We start from the raw sequence: 18,017 nt of genomic DNA on the forward strand, positions 1-18,017 counted from the left end.
GCACGGCACCTCGCCGCGTTGCCGAAACGCCCCGATAGCTCCGCTATCGCGACGCTCCGGCGCCTTGCGATGCACCGCACCAGACGCCGCGGCCTGTCCGGCCCTGATCCGAAAGAAACGGCCTAGTACGAGGAGCCGGACGCGCCCAGGGAACCCGTCGGGTGCCAGACCGTCTTGGTCTCCAGGAAGGCGGTCATGCGGTCCGTGCCCGGGGACTCGGCGAAGTCCTCGGTGCGGGGGCGCAGCACGCGCTTGAGGTTGTCCGCCGCGGCGATCTCGAGCTCGCGGGCCAGATCGGCGTCCGCGCCCGTGAGGTCGATCGCGTTGACGTCGAGGTGGGCCGCGAGGTGCGGGCCCATCTCGGACGCCTTGCCGGACAGGATGTTGACGACGCCGCCGGGGAGGTCGGAGGTGGCCAGCACCTCGCCCAGGGACAGGGCCGGCAGCGGGGCCTTCTCGGAGGCGATGACGACCGCCGTGTTGCCGGTCGCGATGACCGGGGCGATCACCGAGACCAGGCCGAGGAAGGACGACTCCTGCGGCGCGACGACGGTCACGACGCCGGTCGGCTCCGGGGTGGACAGGTTGAAGTACGGGCCCGCCACCGGGTTGGCGCCGCCGACGACCTGGGCGATCTTGTCGGTCCAGCCCGCGTACCAGACCCAGCGGTCGATCGCGGCCTCGACGACCACGGCCGCCTTGTTCTTCGACAGGCCCTCGGCGTCCGCGACCTCGTGCACGAACTGGCCCTTGCGGCCCTCCAGCATCTCGGCGACGCGGTAGAGGATCTGGCCGCGGTTGTACGCGGTCGCGCCCGACCAGCCGCCGAAGGCCTTGCGGGCCGCCACGACGGCGTCACGCGCGTCCTTGCGGGAGGAGAGGGGAGCGTTGGCCAGCCACTTGCCCTTGCTGTCGGTCACCTCGTACACCCGGCCGCTCTCGGAGCGGGGGAACTTGCCCCCGACGTACAGCTTGTAGGTCTTGAAGACGCTCAGACGGGTCTGATCAGACATCGAGGTAGGCCTCCAGACCGTGGCGGCCGCCCTCGCGGCCGAAGCCCGACTCCTTGTAGCCGCCGAACGGCGAGGTCGGGTCGAACTTGTTGAAGGTGTTGGCCCAGACGACACCCGCGCGGAGCTTGTTGGCGACCGCGAGGATGCGGGAGCCCTTCTCCGTCCAGATGCCCGCCGACAGGCCGTACTGGCTGTTGTTGGCCTTGGCGACGGCCTCGTCCGGCGTGCGGAAGGTCAGCACCGAGAGGACCGGGCCGAAGATCTCGTCGCGGGCGACGGTGTGCGCCTGGGTGACGTTCGTGAAGAGCGTCGGGGCGAACCAGTAGCCGGCGGACGGGATCTCGCAGGCGGCGGACCAGCGCTCGGCGCCCTCGGCCTCGCCCTGCTCGACCAGCGAGGTGATCCGGGCCAGCTGCTCCTCGGAGTTGATGGCGCCGATGTCGGTGTTCTTGTCGAGCGGGTCGCCCAGGCGGAGCGTCGACAGGCGGCGCTTGAGCGAGTCGAGCAGCTCGTCGTGGACCGACTCCTGGACCAGCAGGCGGGAGCCCGCGCAGCAGACCTGGCCCTGGTTGAAGAAGATGCCGTTGACGATGCCCTCGACGGCCTGGTCGATCGGCGCGTCGTCGAAGACGATGTTGGCGCCCTTGCCGCCCAGCTCGAGGGTGAGCTTCTTGTCCGTGCCGGCCACCGACCTGGCGATGGCGCGGCCGACGGCGGTCGAGCCGGTGAACGCGACCTTGTTCACGTCCGGGTGCTCGACGAGCGCGGCGCCGGTGTCCCCGTAGCCCGGGAGGATGTTGACGACGCCCTTGGGCAGCCCGGCCTGGCGGCAGATGTCCGCGAAGAACAGGGCGGAGAGCGGGGTGGTCTCGGCCGGCTTCAGGACGACCGTGTTGCCGGTCGCGAGCGCCGGGGCGATCTTCCACGCCAGCATCAGCAGCGGGAAGTTCCACGGGATGACCTGGCCGGCCACGCCCAGCGGCTTCGGGGACGGCCCGAAGCCGGCGTGGTCGAGCTTGTCGGCCCAGCCCGCGTAGTAGAAGAAGTGCGCGGCGACCAGCGGGAGGTCCGCGTCGCGGGTCTCCTTGATCGGCTTGCCGTTGTCCAGGGTCTCCAGGACGGCCAGCTCGCGGCCGCGCTCCTGGATGATCCGGGCGATCCGGAAGAGGTACTTGGCGCGCTCGGAGCCGGGCAGCGCCGACCACTTCTCGAAGGCCTTGCGGGCGGCCTTCACGGCGCGGTCCACGTCCTCGGCGCCCGCCTGGGCGACCTCGGAGAGCACCTCCTCGGTGGAGGGCGAGACGGTCTTGAAGACCTTGCCGTCGGCCGCGTCGACGAACTCGCCGTCGATGAACAGGCCGTAGCTCGGCGCGATGTCGACGACCGCGCGCGACTCGGGCGCGGGGGCGTACTCGAAGGGGGAGGTCATGTCGATCAGTCCACCGTCACGTAGTCGGGGCCGGAGTAGTGGCCGGTCGCCAGCTTCTGACGCTGCATGAGCAGGTCGTTGAGCAGGCTGGAGGCACCGAAGCGGAACCAGTGGTTGTCCAGCCAGTCCGCACCGACGGTCTCGTTGACCAGGACCAGGAACTTGATGGCTTCCTTGGTGTTGCGGATGCCGCCCGCGGGCTTCACGCCGATCTGGACGCCGGTCTGCGCGCGGAAGTCGCGCACGGCCTCCAGCATCAGGAGGGTGTTGGCGGGGGTGGCGTTGACCGCGACCTTGCCGGTCGAGGTCTTGATGAAGTCCGCGCCGGCGATCATGCCGAGCCAGGAGGCGCGGCGGATGTTGTCGTACGTGGACAGCTCGCCGGTCTCGAAGATCACCTTGAGGCGGGCGCGGTCGCCGCACTCGGCCTTGATGGCGGCGATCTGCTCGTAGACCTCCAGGTACCGGCCGGCGAGGAAGGCGCCACGGTCGATGACCATGTCGATCTCGTCGGCGCCGGCGGCGATGGCGTCGGCCGTGTCGGCGAGCTTGACGGGGAGGGCGGCGCGGCCGGCCGGGAAGGCGGTCGCGACCGAGGCGACCTTGACGCCGGAGCCCTTCAGGGCGGCCTTGGCGGTGGCCACCATGTCGGGGTAGACGCAGACGGCGGCGGTCGTCGGGGTGGCGCGGTCGGTCGGATCGGGGCGGACGGCCTTGGCGGCGAGCGCCCGGACCTTGCCCGGGGTGTCCGCGCCTTCGAGCGTCGTCAGGTCGATCATGGAGATGGCCAGGTCGATGGCGTAGGCCTTGGCCGTGGTCTTGATCGAGCGGGTGCCGAGGGACGCGGCGCGCGCCTCCAGGCCCACGGCGTCGACGCCGGGCAGCCCGTGGAGGAAGCGGCGCAGCGTGCTCTCGGACGCGGTCACGTCGGCGAAAGCGTGTGCTGCAGGTGCAGTGGTGGGCATGGTCACCAGTCGAGCATATCTACGCGCGTAGCGGCGTGTACAGGGGGCTGCTCGTACGAGCGCGTGAAAGCCCAGGTGGGTGTGGGGAAACCGGGGTGCGCGTGAGTCCTGTCACATGCCTGTGACATGGAGCGGACCACTCCAGAACCCATGATCAGTAACGTTTTTCCTGCAGCCAGCCAGAACTCACCGGCCCCGACCGAACGAGATGTCAGCGGCATGCGGCTCTTTCCTCCACCACCTGACCGTCTTCAGGAGTCGTTATGCGCACCGCCCTTCGCACCGCCGTCGCCACCGCCCTCCTCGCGGGCCTCGCGGTCACCCCGGTCGTCGCCGGCACCGCCTTCGCGGCGGACGCCCCGGCCGCCGCCGCGGAGAACAACGGCACGCTCGTCCGGACCGAGACCCTCGACAACGGCAACGTCGTCAAGGTCTACAAGCTCGGCCTGACCTGGTACCGCGCCGAGGCCTTCAAGAACGGCGTGTCGATCGGCACGATCGAGGCGAACGGGCGTCCCGCGGCCGGCAACGACAACGGCAACTACCTCGTCCTCTTCGAGGACGGCCGCACCCTCGCGTGGCGCGGCAACGTGGTCTCGCCCGCCGAGCCCGGCCTGTACCGACTGGCCGACGGCACCGTCGTGGAGCTCGGCAAGAACCCGAAGGACGGCCGCTTCGGCCTGCAGACGGTCGACGCGACCGGCAAGGGCAGCGGCTTCGTCTACGCCTACCACCCGGTCCGCTCGGTGTGGACGTACGGCAAGGCGGTCGTGGTGCTGGAGAACGACGGCGGGCTCGCCGCCTACGTCCCCGGCCAGGCCAGGCAGGCCGCCCCCGTTCACCTCGGCGCCGGCGTCGACCCGAAGCCCGCCCCGAAGCCCGGCACCGTGCTCTCCGGGCCGACGGCGAACGGGTGCACCGTCACCGAGAAGATCGCCTCCGTCTTCCCGTACTGGACGGTCACGCTCACCAACGACCTGAAGAAGGGCCCCAAGGCCGTCCTCAAGGACGACACGGACAAGGTCGTCGGCACCGCCGACCGTCAGCACCCCGTCGACGGCCGCTACGGCCTGAAGATCGAGGGCGCGGACACCACCACCCCGAAGCTCGGCCAGCGCACCCAGGGCGGCGACATGCCGTACCGGTGGGTCGACTTCCCGAAGCTCCCCGGGAACTGCACCACGACGCCCACCGCCACGCCCAGCGCCACCTCCACCCCCGCGCCCACCACCGGGACCGGCACCCAGGGCGGCCAGACCACCGTCGTGCCCAAGGGCGGGGTCGCCGCCGGCGCCGAGTTCGGCACCGTCGAGCACGCCAACGACACCGCGCTGCTGGCCTCCGGCGCGGGCGCGGCCGCGGTCGTCGCCGCCGGCCTCGGCCTCACCGTGCTGCGCCGTCGCGCCGCCGACCGCGGCTGACGGCTTCCCTCCGTCCTCCCGTCCACCTCGCGGCTGACACCCCTCATCGAGCCGCTGTCCCCCTCCGGCGGGCCGCCCTCCCTCCTGGGCGGCCCGCCGCACCCCTTTCCCGGAGCCAGCCCATGACCCGCCGCCCCTTCGCCCTCGCCCTGGCCGCCGCCACGGCCGTCGTCGCGCTCACGGGCTGCGGCGGATCCGGGCCCGCACCCGCCGCCGCGCCCCCCGCGTCCCCCGCGTCCGCCGTGCCCGCCCCGCGCGTCACCGCGACCGCCGCGCCCGCGCCGGCCGGGCAGCTCGCGACCGCCCCGCTGCCCCGCTCCCTGCCCGTACGCGTGAAGGTGCCCTCCGCCGGTGTCGACACCGGCCCGGTGCTGAGCCTCGGCCTCAACCCCGACGGCACCGTCGAGGTGCCGTCGGTCGCGCAGGCCGACCGGATCGGCTGGTACGACAAGGGCGTCACGCCCGGCGAGACCGGACCCGCGATCCTCATCGGGCACTACGACACCGCCGACGGCCCCGCCGTCCTGCGGAACGTCGGCCACATCCGGGTCGGCGACCGGGTCACGGTGACGCGCGCCGACGGCACCGACGCCGTGTTCCGCGTACGGGAGCTCGAACAGGTCGGCAAGAAGACCTTCCCGACGGAGAAGGTGTACGGCGACACCACCCGGCCCGAACTCCGGCTGATCACCTGCGGCGGCGAGCTCGTCGACGGACACCGGCCCGACAACATCGTCGTCTACGCGGACCTCGTCACCGCGGGTGCGTGAGGGCTGAGGCAGAATCGGGCCATGACGACCCCCGAGCCGCCCGCCCCGCAGCCCTCCGAGCCCGTCCGGGACCGCGTCTACCGCTCGCCCATGGGCATCGCGGCCGGCGTCTTCCTGCTCGCCCTCGCCGTGGTCCTCGGCGGCGACTCGATCCTGCGCGGCCACGGCCGCACGCCCTGGCTGGCACTCGCCGCGCTGATCATGGTGATCCCGCTCATCGTCGCGTTCACCATCCGGCCCGCCGTCTTCGCGGGCGTGGAGCGGCTGCGCATCCGCAATCCGTTCCGCACCATCACGCTGCCCTGGGGCGCCATCGCCGACGTCCGGGCCGGCTACTCCAGCGAGGCCCTCACGAGGGAGGGCCGCACGTACCAGCTGTGGGCCATCCCGGTGTCGCTGCGCCAGCGCAAGCGCGCCGCCCGCCAGGCCGCCCGCGCCTCCCAGGACGACCCGCACGGCCGTACGTCGGTGAGCGCCGACGTCCGCGACTCCAAGGCCCGCGTCGCGCCCGCCGACCAGTCGGTGGCCGATCTGCGCGAGCTCGCCGAGCGCCGCGGCGGCCTGCCGGAGACCCAGGGCGAGCCGCAGATCCGCTGGGCCTACGAGGTCATCGCACCGGCGGTCGCGGGCCTGGTGCTCCTGGTGATCCTCGCGGCCACGGGCTGACCGGCGGTCCTGCCCCGCCAGGACGGGGGCAGGGCCGCGGCTCGCGTCGCGGACCGGGCCGGTGCCCGGGACCCGTCACGGCGGGCCCTGCCACACCAGCATCATGTACGCGCCCAGCCACGCGGAGGAGAGCGCCGCGCCGCCCGTCACCAGGGCCGCCGCGGGGAAGCGGGCCCGGGCGAGCGCCGTCGCCACCGGCAGCAGCAGCGGGAACCCGGGGACCAGGAACCGGGCCCGCGGGAAGTAGACCCCGCCGCTGCCGAGCACCACCAGGAGCAGCACCCCGGCGAAGACCAGCAGCGGCAGCGGCTGGCGGTCCGTCAGGCACAGCAGGTACAGGCCCGCGGACACCACCAGGACCACCGAGACCACGGCCAGGAACAGCTGCGGGTCGTCGTCGTACACCAGGTGGGCGCGCAGCCGGGCGCGGGTCACCGCACCGCCGTCCCAGGTGTTGCCCCACACGCGCTGCACGGCGAAGTAGCCGTCCCAGCGGCCCAGCCGCAGGCCCACCCAGCCCACGTACGCCAGCCAGCCCAGCGGCGCGGCGAGCGCGGCGAACAGCGGCGCCCGGCCCTGCCGGCGGGCGGCGAGCAGACCCGCCGCGCAGACGGCGGCGGCCACCGCGACCCCGGTCGGCCGGGCCAGCCCGGCGGCCGCCGCGAGCCCCGCCGCCCAGGCCCAGCGCCCGGTCAGGACCGCGTACAGGGCCCACGCGGCGAGCGCCGTGAACAGCGACTCGGTGTATCCCATCCACTGCACGAGGGCGACCGGGGTCGCGCCCCACAGCACGGCGAGCAGCGTGCCCGTGCGGCGCCCGCGCAGCCGGTCGCCGACCGCGAAGACGCCCCAGGCGGCGGCGAACGAGCACAGCACGGCGAGCACCAGGCCCACGGAGGCCCGCGAGCCGGGCGTGACGGCCGCGAGCACCTTCACGAGCGCCGGATAGAGCGGGAAGAAGGCCAGGCTGCGCGGCGGGTCGGTGAGCCGGTCGCGGTGCTCGTGGGTGTAGCCGTGGTCGGCGATCCCCAGGTACCAGTTGGAGTCCCAGGAGCGGGCGAGCACCGGCCACACGCCGTGCCCCTGGAGGTGCGTCCAGTGGGCCAGGACGGCGAGGCCGAGGAGCCGCACGGCCAGATAGCCGAGCAGGGCGGGGGCGGCGTGCCGGAGGGCCCGCGCCGCCGCATGGCGCAGGGCCCGTTCCGTCGCCGCCTGCCACAGGGCGGCGGCGCGACCCCGGGCGAGTGCTGCGGCAAGGCCTGCGGAGCCTCCGGAGGCTCCTGCCGGGGCCTCGGAAGCCCCAGGAGCCCCAGGAGGAGCCCCAGGAGCACCGGAAGCCCCGGAGGGACCCGGAGCGCCGGGGTCGGCCTCCGGGGTTCCGGGGGCGGGGCGGCGGGTCAGCTGCGGTGGCACGGGAGACACCGGGCCACCCTGCCCCGGCCGCCCGAACGCGGGCAGCGCGTCGCGTCCCCTGTCGTACCCGATTCACCCGAAAGGGCGAGAGCCCGTACGGAAGCGATTCCGTACGGGCCCTCGCCCTTCACGAGGCTGCCGGCGGTGCCGTCGGCGCTCAGAGCCCGGCGGCCTCCGCCAGGTCCTTCTTGATCGCGTTCAGTAGCTCGCCGGCCTTCGCGCGGGCCGTCGCCAGCTCGCTCGCGTCGGCGACCGGGACCACGACCTCCAGGTAGCACTTGAGCTTGGGCTCGGTGCCGCTCGGGCGGACGATCACCCGGGCCTTGTAGTCGCCCTCCAGGTGGTAGCGCAGACCGTCGGTCGGCGGCAGCGACTCCGTGCCCTTGGTCAGGTCCTCGGCCGAGACGACCGTCAGGCCCGCGAGGTGCACCGGCGGCCTCTCGCGCAGCGCCGCCATCGCGTTCGCGATGATGCCCAGGTCCTCCACGCGCACCGACAGCTGGTCCGTGGCGTGCAGGCCGTGCGCCACCGCGAGGTCGTCCAGCAGGTCCGTCAGGGTGCGGTCCTGCTCCTTGAGCTCCGAGGCCAGTTCGGCGACGGCCAGCGCCGCCGTGATGCCGTCCTTGTCGCGGACGCCCTCCGGGTCGACGCAGTAGCCGAGCGCCTCCTCGTAGCCGTAGCGCAGGCCCTCGACGCGGGCGATCCACTTGAAGCCGGTCAGCGTCTCCTCGTGGCCGACGCCCGCCGCCTCGGCGATCCGGCCGAGGAGGGACGACGACACGATCGACTCCGCGAACACGCCCCGCGCGCCCTTGTGCACCAGATGCGCGGCCAGCAGCGCGCCCACCTCGTCGCCGCGCAGCATCCGCCAGCCGCCGTCGACGGAGGCGTCCGGTACGGCCACCGCGCAGCGGTCGGCGTCCGGGTCGTTGGCGATCACGATGTCGGGGTCCACGGCGCGGGCCGCCTCGAAGGCGAGGTCCATGGCGCCGGGCTCCTCCGGGTTGGGGAACGCGACCGTCGGGAACGCGGGGTCCGGGTCCGCCTGCTCGGCGACGAGCGCCGGCGCCGGGAAGCCGTGCCGGGCGAAGGCGGCCGTCAGGACCTCCTTGCCGACGCCGTGCATGGCCGTGTAGACGGTCCGCACGGTGCGCGGGGACCCCGGGGTCAGGACGGCGTCCGTACGGGCCAGGTAGGCCTCAAGCACCTCGTCGCCGAGGGTCTCCCAGCCCGAGTCCGGGCGCGGCACGTCCGCGAGGGCGGCCACGGCGTCGATCTCGGCGGCGATCTCCGCGTCGGCCGGCGGCACGATCTGCGAGCCGTCGCCCAGGTACACCTTGTAGCCGTTGTCGCGCGGCGGGTTGTGGCTCGCGGTCACCTCGACGCCGGCGACGGCGCCCAGGTGCCTTATGGCGTACGCCAGCACGGGCGTCGGCAGCGGGCGCGGCAGCAGCGCGGCGCGCAGCCCGGCGCCGGTCATCACGGCGGCGGTGTCACGGGCGAAGTCGGCGGACTTGTAGCGGGCGTCGTAGCCGATGACGACGAGGCCACCGGCCTGGCCCTTGGCCTTGAGGTACGCCGCGAGGCCGGCGGCGGCGCGGATGACCACGGCGCGGTTCATCCGCATCGGGCCGGCGCCCAGCTCGCCGCGGAGTCCGGCGGTGCCGAACTGCAGCGTGCCGGCGAAGCGGGCGGCGAGCTCGTCACGCGCGGCCTCGCCGCGGTCGAGGAGCGCGCCGAGCTCCTCACGGGTCTCCGGATCGGGGTCCTCGGCGAGCCACGCCTGGGCCCGGGCGAGGAGGTCGTCCTGCGTCGTCACGGTGGTGTGCCTTTCGGAGGGTGCGGCGGGAGGGGGCGGGCGGTTCTTCTTCCCCACCCCGCCCCTTCCCGAACGGGGGACGGGCTCCCAGGCCCCCATACGGCCTGCGGCCGTGCCCTCGGAGGCCGGGACGGCCGGAATCCCGCCCGGGGGCGGCATTCCGGCCTGGCCGGCGATCGGGGCGCGGGGATCCGGGGGCGCGGCCCCCGGTCACGGGAAGGGACGGGTGCGGGAAGGACTCAGATCCGGTCCAGGACCCGCGTCAGCAGCTCGCCCATCCGGGCGGCGGAGTCGCGGCCCGCCTGGAGGACCTCCTCGTGGTTCAGCGGCTCGCCCGAGAGTCCGGCGGCGAGGTTGGTGACCAGCGAGATGCCCAGGACCTCGGCGCCGGCCTCACGGGCCGCGATGGCCTCCAGGACCGTGGACATGCCGACCAGGTCGCCGCCCATGACGCGGACCATGTTGATCTCGGCCGGGGTCTCGTAGTGCGGGCCGGGGAACTGGACGTACACGCCCTCTTCCAGGGTCTCGTCGACCTCCTTGCACAGCGCGCGCAGCCGCGGCGAGTACAGGTCGGTGAGGTCCACGAAGTTGGCGCCGACGATCGGCGAGGCGCCCGTCAGGTTGAGGTGGTCGCTGATCAGGACCGGCTGGCCGGGGCGCATGCCCTCGCGCAGACCGCCGCAGCCGTTCGTCAGGACGATCGTCTTGCAGCCGGCGGCGACGGCGGTGCGCACGCCGTGGGCGACGGCGGCGACGCCACGGCCCTCGTAGTAGTGGGTGCGGCCGAGGAAGACCAGGGCGCGCTTCTCGCCGATCTTGTACGAGCGGATCTTGCCGCCGTGGCCCTCCACGGCCGGCGGCGGGAAGCCGGGCAGCTCGGTGACCGGGAACTCGGCCTCGGGAGCGCCCAGGGCGTCGACGGCAGGGGCCCAGCCGGAGCCCATGACCAGGGCGACGTCGTGGTTCTCGACGCCGGTCAGCTCGCGAAGGCGCGCGGCGGCGGCCTCGGCGGCCTCGTACGGGGTGGCAGTAGCGTTCACTGACTCTCTCGCCTCGGGGAGGGGGGTCCGAGGGAAGCCCCGGACGGATTTGATACGTCCAGCAGCCTAGCCCGAGAATCCCTACGCGCGTAGATGACGTCGCGCACGGACCTGCGATCGTTGTCTTGTCGTTTCCGACGAAAGCGGCGGTTCCGCCTCCGGACCGGTGTCAGCAGGGGCGCTTGCGGAGCTCCATCACGTAGTCGTGCGGCGCTCCCGCCGACTCCGCCGCGTCCGCGACCTCGCCCAGGTAGCGGGCGGAGGGCAGCCCGCCCTCGTACGCGTTGAGCACGTACACCCACGCCGGCTCGTCGCCGTCCAGGGTGTGCACGCGGACCCGCATCCGCCGGTAGATGTCGAGGCCGACGCCCTCCCAGCGGTCCATCGACTCCTCGTCCATCGGCGCGATGTCGTACAGGGCGACGAACACCTGGGACCGCGGGGCCTCCACGATCGTGGCCAGCGCCCCTTCCCAGCCCATCTGCTCCCCGCCGAAGGTCAGCCGCCAGCCGTTGAGCCAGCCGGTGCCGCGCAGCGGCGAGTGCGGTGCGCGGCGGGTCATGAGCCGCGCGTCGAGGTTGCCGGCGTACGCGGCGTAGAGCGACATGGGGTCGAGAGTACGGGAGGGCGCGGGGTGGATGACGAAGTCCGGGGTGACCTGCCCCTACGCGCCCCCTCCCGCCCTCCGCGACCCGCCGGGCGGCCCCGGCGCGTGGGTCGTTCGTCCGTGCGGGACAATGGGGTACGCACTTTGAAGCGTGCGGGACAATGGCGTACGCACTGCAGCCCAGCGGGGGCCGCACCCCCCGGCAGAACGAGAGCGCGAGGCGTAGATCCCAGTGACCCGGATCGTGATCATCGGCGGCGGACCCGGCGGATACGAGGCGGCCCTGGTGGGCGCCCAACTCGGCGCGGAGGTGACCGTCGTCGACTGCGACGGTCTCGGCGGCGCGTCGGTCCTGACCGACTGTGTTCCCTCCAAGACCCTCATCGCCACCGCAGAGGTGATGACCACCTTCGACTCCTCCTACGAAGAGCTGGGCATCATCGTCGCGGACGACACCCCGCACATCGAGCAGGCCGCCCGCGTGGTCGGCGTCGACCTCGGCAAGGTCAACCGCCGTGTGAAGCGGCTCGCGCTCGCCCAGTCGCACGACATCACCGCCTCCGTCACCCGGGCCGGCGCCCGCGTGCTGCGCGGCCGCGGCCGGCTCTCCGGGCGGCAGGCCCTCGACGGCTCCCGCCAGGTGGTCGTCACCGCCGCCGACGGCACCGAGGAGACCCTCACCGCCGACGCCGTCCTGATCGCCACCGGCGGCCACCCGCGCGAGCTGCCGGACGCCAAGCCGGACGGCGAGCGGATCCTCAACTGGACCCAGGTCTACGACCTCAAGGAGCTCCCCGAGGAGCTCATCGTGGTGGGTTCCGGTGTCACCGGTGCCGAGTTCGCCGGCGCCTACCAGGCGCTCGGCTCCCGGGTCACCCTCGTCTCCTCCCGCGACCGCGTGCTGCCCGGCGAGGACCCCGACGCCGCCGCCGTCCTCGAGGACGTCTTCCGGCGCCGCGGCATGAACGTCATGGCCCGCTCCCGCGCCGAGTCCGCCAAGCGGGTCGGCGACCGGGTCGAGGTCACCCTCTCCGACGGCCGGGTCATCTCCGGCACCCACTGCCTGATGGCCGTCGGCGCCATCCCGAACACCGCGGGCATGGGCCTGGAGGAGGCCGGGGTCCGGCTCAAGGACTCCGGGCACATCTGGACCGACAAGGTCTCCCGCACCTCCGCCCCCGGCGTCTACGCGGCCGGCGACGTCACCGGCGTCTTCGCGCTCGCCTCGGTGGCGGCCATGCAGGGCCGCATCGCCATGTACCACTTCCTCGGCGACGCGGTGACCCCGCTCAACCTGAAGACCGTCTCCTCCAACGTCTTCACCGACCCGGAGATCGCCACCGTCGGCTACACCCAGGCCGACGTGGACGCCGGCAAGATCGAGGCCCGGGTCGTCAAGCTGCCGCTGCTGCGCAACCCCCGGGCGAAGATGCAGGGCATCCGTGACGGCTTCGTCAAGATCTTCTGCCGCCCCGGCACCGGCATCGTCGTCGGCGGCGTGGTCGTCGCGCCCCGCGCGAGCGAGCTGATCCACCCCATCTCGATCGCGGTCGACAACAATCTGACGGTCGAACAGATCGCAAATGCTTTCACCGTGTACCCCTCCCTGTCGGGCTCGATCGCGGAAGTGGCACGGCAGTTGCACACCCGAAAGACCGCGGGCGAGGCCTAGTCACCCGGCCGGCCGGCGGCCGACGGCCGTCCCGGCCTGCGGGAACGGTTCGCCGACTCGGACAACCCCCGGCAAGGCGGGGCATAGCCCTGGCAACGAGCGGAACAACGGCGGGGCCTCCCATACCACTTGGGGGCCCCGCCTGTGTGCATCTTCTGCAATTCGGCCCATAGTGCTGAAAAGCATCGTCCGGTCACGTTACTGTCAGTTTCGTGTTCGCTGCAGAACGTCGCCAGTTGATCCTCGAAATGGTGCGCGCCAATGGAGCCGTGTCGCTCCGCGAGCTCGCCCGCGTCGTCCAGACCTCAGAAGTGACCGTACGGCGAGACGTGCGGGCCCTGGAGGCAGAAGGACTCCTCGACCGCCGGCACGGCGGTGCGGTACTGCCGGGCGGGTTCACCAGAGAGTCCGGCTTCCCGCAGAAATCCCATCTCGCGACCGCCGAGAAGACGGCCATCGCCGATGTCGCCGCGGGCCTCGTCGAAGAGGGCGAGGCCATCGTCGTCGGCGCGGGGACCACCACGCAGGAGCTGGCCCGCCGGCTCGCCCGGGTGCCCGGGCTCACCGTCGTCACCAACTCGCTGCTCGTCGCCCAGGCCCTCGCCCACGCCAACCGGGTCGAGGTCGTCATGACCGGCGGCACCCTGCGCGGCTCCAACTACGCGCTGGTGGGCAGCGGGGCCGAGCAGTCGCTCCAGGGCCTGCGGGTCTCCCGGGCCTTCCTCTCCGGCAGCGGACTGACCGCCGAGCGCGGCCTCTCCACCTCCAACATGCTCTCCGCGAGCGTGGACCGGGCCCTCGTGCAGGCGGCGGCGGAGGTCGTGGTCCTCGCCGACCACACCAAGCTCGGCACCGACACCATGTTCCAGACGGTGCCGACCGACGTCATCACCCGCCTGGTCACGGACGAGCCGCCGGTCCACGACGAGCGGGCCGCGACCGAGCTGCAGGCCCTGGCCGACCAGGGCGTGCAGATCGCGGTGGCCGGTACCGGGGCCCCGACCCACGGGGGAGAGCAGCACCCCCCGGGCGGCCGCCCGCGCCGTGACCTGCCGCTGCCGGGGCAGCGCGGCCGGCTCCCGGGCGGGCAGTTCCGCGGCGGCCCCGGCGGTCCGGGCGGCCCGCTCGCGAGCGACGTGCTGGCGGCCGAGCGCCAGGCCGTACGCGTCGCGGACATGCGCCGCCGCTGAACCGGCCGGGCCTCGGCCCGATTCCGCAGGCCCTCAGGCACGAAGGCCCCTCAGGCCCGAAGGCCCCTCAGGTCCGCAGGCCCCGTACCGTCACGTCGAGCAGTCGGTCCGCCAACTCCGGGTCCTCCGGGGAGCGTTCGGCGGCGAGGGCGATGGCGTTGGCGAGCTTCATCAGGTCGCCCATCGACACGTCGGCCCGCACCGTGCCCGCCTCACGGGCGCGGGCGAGCAGCCGCTCGCCGGCCGCCCGCAGCGGCTCGCTGCACTCGGCGAGCGCCGAACTCCGGCCGTACGGCGCGGACATGAGCGCCACCGAGAGCCCGCGGTACTCGCCCGCGTGGGAGATCAGGGTGCGCAGCCAGGCGACCAGTGCGGCGCACGGATCGCTCGCCCCGGCGAGTTCCGCCGAGCGGTCGAGCAGTTCCGCGAGTCCGTCCCGGAAGACGGCGCCGAGCAGTTCCTCCCGGCTGGGGAAGTGGCGGTAGAGCGTGCCGATGCCGACGCCGGCGCGTCGGGCGATGTCCTCGAGGGACGCGTCGGTGCCCTGGGCGGCGAAGGCGGCGCGGGCCTCGGAGAGCAGCCGCTCGCGGTTGCGGCGCGCGTCGGCACGCATGGCGGTCCCTCCTGGACGGGATGTCGGCCCTGATCCGCCCACGGCCCCCAGGCGAAGGGCCCGCGGCGGATGCCTGCGGGCCCTTCGTACCGTACCCCGGGCGGCCGGGGGCCGGTTCAGTCCTTGATCTCGCAGATCGCCGCGCCGGAGGTGACGGAGGCGCCGACCTCGGCGGACAGGCCCTTGATGGTGCCGGCCTTGTGCGCGTTGAGCGGCTGCTCCATCTTCATGGCCTCCAGGACGACGATCAGGTCGCCCTCCTTGACCTCCGCGCCCTCCTCGACGGCCACCTTGACGATGGTGCCCTGCATCGGGGACGCGAGGGTGTCGCCGGAGGCGGTCGGGCCGGACTTCTTCGCGGCGCGGCGCTTCGGCTTGGCGCCGGCGGCCAGGCCCGTACGGGCGAGGGTCATGCCCAGCGAGGACGGGAGCGAGACCTCCAGGCGCTTGCCGCCGACCTCGACGACGATGGTCTCGCGACCGGCCTCGTCCTCCTCGGCCTCGGCGCCCGCCGGGGCGAACGGCTTGATCTCGTTGACGAACTCGGTCTCGATCCACCGGGTGTGGACGCGGAACGGGTCCGCGGTGAACGCCGGGTCGACCACGACGGCCTGGTGGAACGGGATGGCGGTGGCCATGCCCTCGACCTTGAACTCCGCCAGCGCGCGGGCGGCGCGCTGCAGCGCCTGCTCACGGGTGGCGCCGGTGACGATCAGCTTGGCGAGCAGCGAGTCCCAGGCCGGGCCGATGACCGAGCCGGACTCGACGCCCGCGTCCAGGCGGACGCCCGGGCCGGTCGGCGGGGCGAAGGTGGTGACGGTGCCGGGCGCCGGGAGGAAGTTGCGGCCCGGGTCCTCGCCGTTGATGCGGAACTCGAAGGAGTGGCCGCGGATCTCCGGGTCGCCGTAGCCGAGTTCCTCGCCGTCGGCGATGCGGAACATCTCGCGGACCAGGTCGATGCCGGTGACCTCTTCGGTGACCGGGTGCTCGACCTGGAGGCGGGTGTTGACCTCCAGGAAGGAGATCGTTCCGTCGAGGCCGACGAGGAACTCGACGGTGCCGGCGCCGACGTAGCCGGCCTCCTTGAGGATGGCCTTCGACGCGGAGTACAGCTGGGCGTTCTGCTCGGGCGTCAGGAACGGGGCCGGGGCCTCCTCGACCAGCTTCTGGTGGCGGCGCTGGAGCGAGCAGTCACGGGTGGAGACGACGACCACGTTGCCGTGCTTGTCGGCGAGGCACTGGGTCTCGACGTGGCGCGGCTTGTCGAGGTAGCGCTCGACGAAGCACTCGCCGCGGCCGAAGGCGGCGACGGCCTCGCGGACGGCGGAGTCGTAGAGCTCCGGCACCTCTTCGAGGGTGCGGGCGACCTTCAGACCGCGGCCACCGCCGCCGAAGGCGGCCTTGATGGCGATCGGCAGGCCGTGCTCCTGGGCGAACGCGACGACCTCGTCGGCGCCGGAGACCGGGTCGGGGGTGCCGGCGACCAGCGGGGCACCGGCGCGCTGCGCGATGTGACGGGCGGCGACCTTGTCACCGAGGTCACGGATGGCCTGCGGCGGCGGGCCGATCCAGTTGAGACCGGCGTCGAGCACGGCCTGGGCGAACTCGGCGTTCTCGGAAAGGAAGCCGTAGCCCGGGTGGACCGCGTCCGCGCCGGAGTCCGCGGCGGCCTGGAGCACCTTGGCGATGTCCAGGTAACTGGTGGCCGGGGTGTCACCGCCCAGGGCGAACGCCTCGTCGGCCGCGCGGACGTGCAGGGCGTCCCGGTCCGGATCGGCGTAGACGGCTACGCTGGCGATCCCGGCGTCCCGGCAGGCCCGGGCGACGCGGACAGCGATTTCGCCACGGTTGGCGATGAGCACCTTGCGCACGATGGCTCCCTCCTTGAAACAAGCTGAGTTTAGGGACTGCCGACACGGCACTTCGACCCGTCCCCAATGGTGAGCTTGCCCACACGGAGCGTGAATCGAGGCTCGCTCGGGTCGTGAAATCCCTTGTCGCACCACGGTACGCAGGGATTCTTTACGGCACAGTAGCTCCGGGGTGTGGCGCAGGTCTCTGTTCCCGGAGCCAGTCGCCAAACGGGTTTCTTTGTGGAGTCCCTACGAATGGCTCAACGATTCTTTGCCTCTACGCCGTCCGGACGTCGCCCACCTGCGCTCGTTTCCCTTCCCGGTGCGAACCCTTGTCCGAGGTTTTACCGGCCAGTAGCCTTCGCCGTGTCGTACGTACCGGAGGTAACAGCCGTTTCCAGGGGGTGGCCGAGGTGGCCCGCAGACCGATAGCACTCGTGACGGCGGCGGTGCTCCTGCTCGAAGCACCCGGCATCGTGGCGATCAACGCCGTCATGGCCCGGTTCGTGAAGGCCCAGTCGATGTCCCTCGACGGACTCGACCCCGACGCCATGTACACCGGCACCTGGGCGCTCGGCATCGGCTCCGGCGCGCTGCTCGTGCTGTGCGCGCTCGTCCCGCTGGTCGCGGCGATACGCGACCGCCGCCCCGGCCGCCCGGGCCGCGCCCTGCTCATCGGCTGCGCGGTCGTCCACGGCGTCCTCGGCGCGGTCGCGGTCGGGCTGCTCGGCTGGGCGGCGTTCGTGTTCCTGATGGTGGTGGTGGGGCTGATCGTGCTCACGCTCGTGGCGTACGGGGAGACCCGCGAAGAGCCCCGGTCCGACACCCGGGCCGACGGCCCGTCCGGCGGCCCGAACGGCGGCCGGCAGGCACCGGCCGCCGCGTGAGGCCCCGCGTCGAGGGCCGGCCCGTCAGACCCAGAGGTCGGTGATCGGGACGCCCAGCTTGCCGAGCAGCTTGCGCAGCAGCGGCAGGGACAGGCCGATCACGTTGCCGTGGTCGCCCTCGATGCCCTCGATGAAGGGGGCCGAGCGGCCGTCGAGGGTGAACGCACCGGCCACGTGGAGGGGTTCGCCGCTGGCGACGTAGGCGGCGATCTCGGCGTCCGTGGGCTCGCCGAAGCGGACGACGGTCGAGGCGGTGGCCGACTCGTACCGCTTGGCCGTCGTGTCGTACACGCAGTGACCCGTCTGGAGGATGCCGACCCGCCCGCGCATCGACTTCCAGCGGGCGGTGGCCTCCTCGGCGTCGGCGGGCTTGCCGAGGGCCTGCTTGTCCAGCTCCAGCACCGAGTCGCAGCCGATGACCAGCGCGCCCGCCACCTCCGGACGGGCGGCGACGTGCGCGGCCTTGGCCTCGGCGAGGGCGAGCGCCAGCTCGGCCGGCGTCGGGGCGTGCACCTTGTCCTCGTCGACACCGCTCACGATGACCTCCGGCGCGAGCCCGGCCTGCCGGAGCAGTCCGAGCCGGGCGGGAGAGGCGGAGGCGAGCACGAGGCGGCGGCGATCAGCAGTCATGGGGGCAGCGTAGCGAGCCCGGGCCG

16 protein-coding genes are annotated in these 18,017 nt (G+C 73.1%); 6 read left to right on the forward strand and 10 right to left on the reverse strand.

The genetic code is table 11. The annotated features are described in order from the left end of the window. Positions 1–122 precede the first annotated feature (122 nt). Genes ACFWJO_RS27730 through deoC form a run of 3 tightly spaced genes read right to left on the reverse strand, consistent with a single transcriptional unit; the run spans position 123 to position 3,407 of the window. Positions 123–1,013 carry an aldehyde dehydrogenase family protein gene (locus ACFWJO_RS27730; protein ID WP_386869386.1) on the reverse strand — a complete coding sequence of 297 codons (891 nt, stop codon included), beginning with the start codon at positions 1,011–1,013 and terminating at the stop codon, positions 123–125. Further along, a complete protein-coding gene (locus ACFWJO_RS27735; protein WP_386869388.1) occupies positions 1,006–2,442 on the reverse strand; it encodes an aldehyde dehydrogenase family protein in 1,437 nt (478 codons plus the stop codon). The genes ACFWJO_RS27730 and ACFWJO_RS27735 overlap by 8 nt, the downstream gene beginning before the upstream one ends. Before the next feature lie 5 nt (positions 2,443–2,447). Continuing rightward, positions 2,448–3,407: a deoxyribose-phosphate aldolase gene (gene deoC / locus ACFWJO_RS27740; RefSeq protein WP_386869501.1), complete on the reverse strand. Its 960-nt coding sequence runs from the start codon at positions 3,405–3,407 to the stop codon at positions 2,448–2,450. A 263-nt stretch (positions 3,408–3,670) separates the two neighbouring features. Here deoC and ACFWJO_RS27745 point away from each other — a divergent pair, with 263 nt between their 5' ends. From ACFWJO_RS27745 to ACFWJO_RS27755, 3 genes are all read left to right on the forward strand, one after another. Next, positions 3,671–4,828 carry a hypothetical protein gene (locus ACFWJO_RS27745; RefSeq protein ID WP_386869390.1) on the forward strand — a complete coding sequence of 386 codons (1,158 nt, stop codon included), beginning with the start codon at positions 3,671–3,673 and terminating at the stop codon, positions 4,826–4,828. Between the two features lie 122 nt (positions 4,829–4,950). Beyond that, positions 4,951–5,598 carry a class F sortase gene (locus tag ACFWJO_RS27750; RefSeq protein ID WP_386869392.1) on the forward strand — a complete coding sequence of 216 codons (648 nt, stop codon included), beginning with the start codon at positions 4,951–4,953 and terminating at the stop codon, positions 5,596–5,598. Between the two features lie 21 nt (positions 5,599–5,619). Continuing rightward, entirely contained in the window at positions 5,620–6,264 is a 645-nt protein-coding gene (locus ACFWJO_RS27755; protein WP_386869394.1) for a PH domain-containing protein, read from the forward strand. Positions 6,265–6,339: 75 nt separating this feature from the next. Here ACFWJO_RS27755 and ACFWJO_RS27760 read toward each other — a convergent pair whose 3' ends face one another. From ACFWJO_RS27760 to ACFWJO_RS27775, 4 genes are all read right to left on the reverse strand, one after another. Beyond that, on the reverse strand, positions 6,340–7,686 hold the full coding sequence (locus ACFWJO_RS27760) for a hypothetical protein (RefSeq protein WP_386869396.1): 1,347 nt from the start codon (positions 7,684–7,686) through the stop codon (positions 6,340–6,342). 148 nt (positions 7,687–7,834) lie between these two features. Further along, the gene (locus tag ACFWJO_RS27765; RefSeq protein WP_386869398.1) at positions 7,835–9,496 is read right to left on the reverse strand and encodes a phospho-sugar mutase; all 1,662 of its coding nucleotides are present in this window, start codon (positions 9,494–9,496) and stop codon (positions 7,835–7,837) included. 239 nt (positions 9,497–9,735) lie between these two features. After that, on the reverse strand, positions 9,736–10,539 hold the full coding sequence (locus tag ACFWJO_RS27770) for a purine-nucleoside phosphorylase (protein ID WP_384411903.1): 804 nt from the start codon (positions 10,537–10,539) through the stop codon (positions 9,736–9,738). A gap of 169 nt (positions 10,540–10,708) precedes the next feature. Further along, positions 10,709–11,146: a gamma-glutamylcyclotransferase gene (locus ACFWJO_RS27775; protein ID WP_260231531.1), complete on the reverse strand. Its 438-nt coding sequence runs from the start codon at positions 11,144–11,146 to the stop codon at positions 10,709–10,711. 232 nt (positions 11,147–11,378) lie between these two features. On the opposite strand from ACFWJO_RS27775, the gene ACFWJO_RS27780 reads away from it, so the two are divergent. Together ACFWJO_RS27780 and ACFWJO_RS27785 are read left to right on the forward strand one after the other, a co-directional pair. Further along, a complete protein-coding gene (locus ACFWJO_RS27780; protein WP_384411901.1) occupies positions 11,379–12,818 on the forward strand; it encodes an NAD(P)H-quinone dehydrogenase in 1,440 nt (479 codons plus the stop codon). A gap of 248 nt (positions 12,819–13,066) precedes the next feature. Then, the gene (locus ACFWJO_RS27785; protein WP_386869503.1) at positions 13,067–14,008 is read left to right on the forward strand and encodes a DeoR/GlpR family DNA-binding transcription regulator; all 942 of its coding nucleotides are present in this window, start codon (positions 13,067–13,069) and stop codon (positions 14,006–14,008) included. Between the two features lie 67 nt (positions 14,009–14,075). Here the strand turns inward: ACFWJO_RS27785 and ACFWJO_RS27790 are convergent, their stop codons facing one another. Both ACFWJO_RS27790 and ACFWJO_RS27795 read right to left on the reverse strand, forming a co-directional pair. Next, complete coding sequence (locus ACFWJO_RS27790) at positions 14,076–14,621, reverse strand: TetR/AcrR family transcriptional regulator (protein ID WP_386869401.1); 546 nt, start codon at positions 14,619–14,621, stop codon at positions 14,076–14,078. 116 nt (positions 14,622–14,737) lie between these two features. Further along, entirely contained in the window at positions 14,738–16,492 is a 1,755-nt protein-coding gene (locus tag ACFWJO_RS27795) for an acetyl/propionyl/methylcrotonyl-CoA carboxylase subunit alpha (protein ID WP_386869403.1), read from the reverse strand. A 395-nt stretch (positions 16,493–16,887) separates the two neighbouring features. Between ACFWJO_RS27795 and ACFWJO_RS27800 the strand changes: the two genes are divergently transcribed. Beyond that, a complete protein-coding gene (locus tag ACFWJO_RS27800; protein ID WP_386869404.1) occupies positions 16,888–17,361 on the forward strand; it encodes a hypothetical protein in 474 nt (157 codons plus the stop codon). Between the two features lie 24 nt (positions 17,362–17,385). Here ACFWJO_RS27800 and ACFWJO_RS27805 read toward each other — a convergent pair whose 3' ends face one another. Further along, complete coding sequence (locus ACFWJO_RS27805) at positions 17,386–17,991, reverse strand: nucleoside triphosphate pyrophosphatase (RefSeq protein WP_386869406.1); 606 nt, start codon at positions 17,989–17,991, stop codon at positions 17,386–17,388. Positions 17,992–18,017: the final 26 nt, after the last annotated feature.

This window comes from Streptomyces sp. NPDC127092 (assembly GCF_042722475.1).
Taxonomy (GTDB): domain Bacteria; phylum Actinomycetota; class Actinomycetes; order Streptomycetales; family Streptomycetaceae; genus Streptomyces.

What these genes read in the sequence shown, in the direction of transcription:
- ACFWJO_RS27730 (WP_386869386.1), bottom strand. Translation starts at nt 1,013, where the DNA reads ATGTCTGATCAGACCCGTCTGAGCGTCTTCAAGACCTACAAGCTGTAC.
- ACFWJO_RS27735 (WP_386869388.1), bottom strand. Translation starts at nt 2,442, where the DNA reads ATGACCTCCCCCTTCGAGTACGCCCCCGCGCCCGAGTCGCGCGCGGTC.
- deoC (WP_386869501.1), bottom strand. Translation starts at nt 3,407, where the DNA reads ATGCCCACCACTGCACCTGCAGCACACGCTTTCGCCGACGTGACCGCG.
- ACFWJO_RS27745 (WP_386869390.1), top strand. Translation starts at nt 3,671, where the DNA reads ATGCGCACCGCCCTTCGCACCGCCGTCGCCACCGCCCTCCTCGCGGGC.
- ACFWJO_RS27750 (WP_386869392.1), top strand. Translation starts at nt 4,951, where the DNA reads ATGACCCGCCGCCCCTTCGCCCTCGCCCTGGCCGCCGCCACGGCCGTC.
- ACFWJO_RS27755 (WP_386869394.1), top strand. Translation starts at nt 5,620, where the DNA reads ATGACGACCCCCGAGCCGCCCGCCCCGCAGCCCTCCGAGCCCGTCCGG.
- ACFWJO_RS27775 (WP_260231531.1), bottom strand. Translation starts at nt 11,146, where the DNA reads ATGTCGCTCTACGCCGCGTACGCCGGCAACCTCGACGCGCGGCTCATG.
- ACFWJO_RS27785 (WP_386869503.1), top strand. Translation starts at nt 13,067, where the DNA reads ATGGTGCGCGCCAATGGAGCCGTGTCGCTCCGCGAGCTCGCCCGCGTC.
- ACFWJO_RS27790 (WP_386869401.1), bottom strand. Translation starts at nt 14,621, where the DNA reads ATGCGTGCCGACGCGCGCCGCAACCGCGAGCGGCTGCTCTCCGAGGCC.
- ACFWJO_RS27805 (WP_386869406.1), bottom strand. Translation starts at nt 17,991, where the DNA reads ATGACTGCTGATCGCCGCCGCCTCGTGCTCGCCTCCGCCTCTCCCGCC.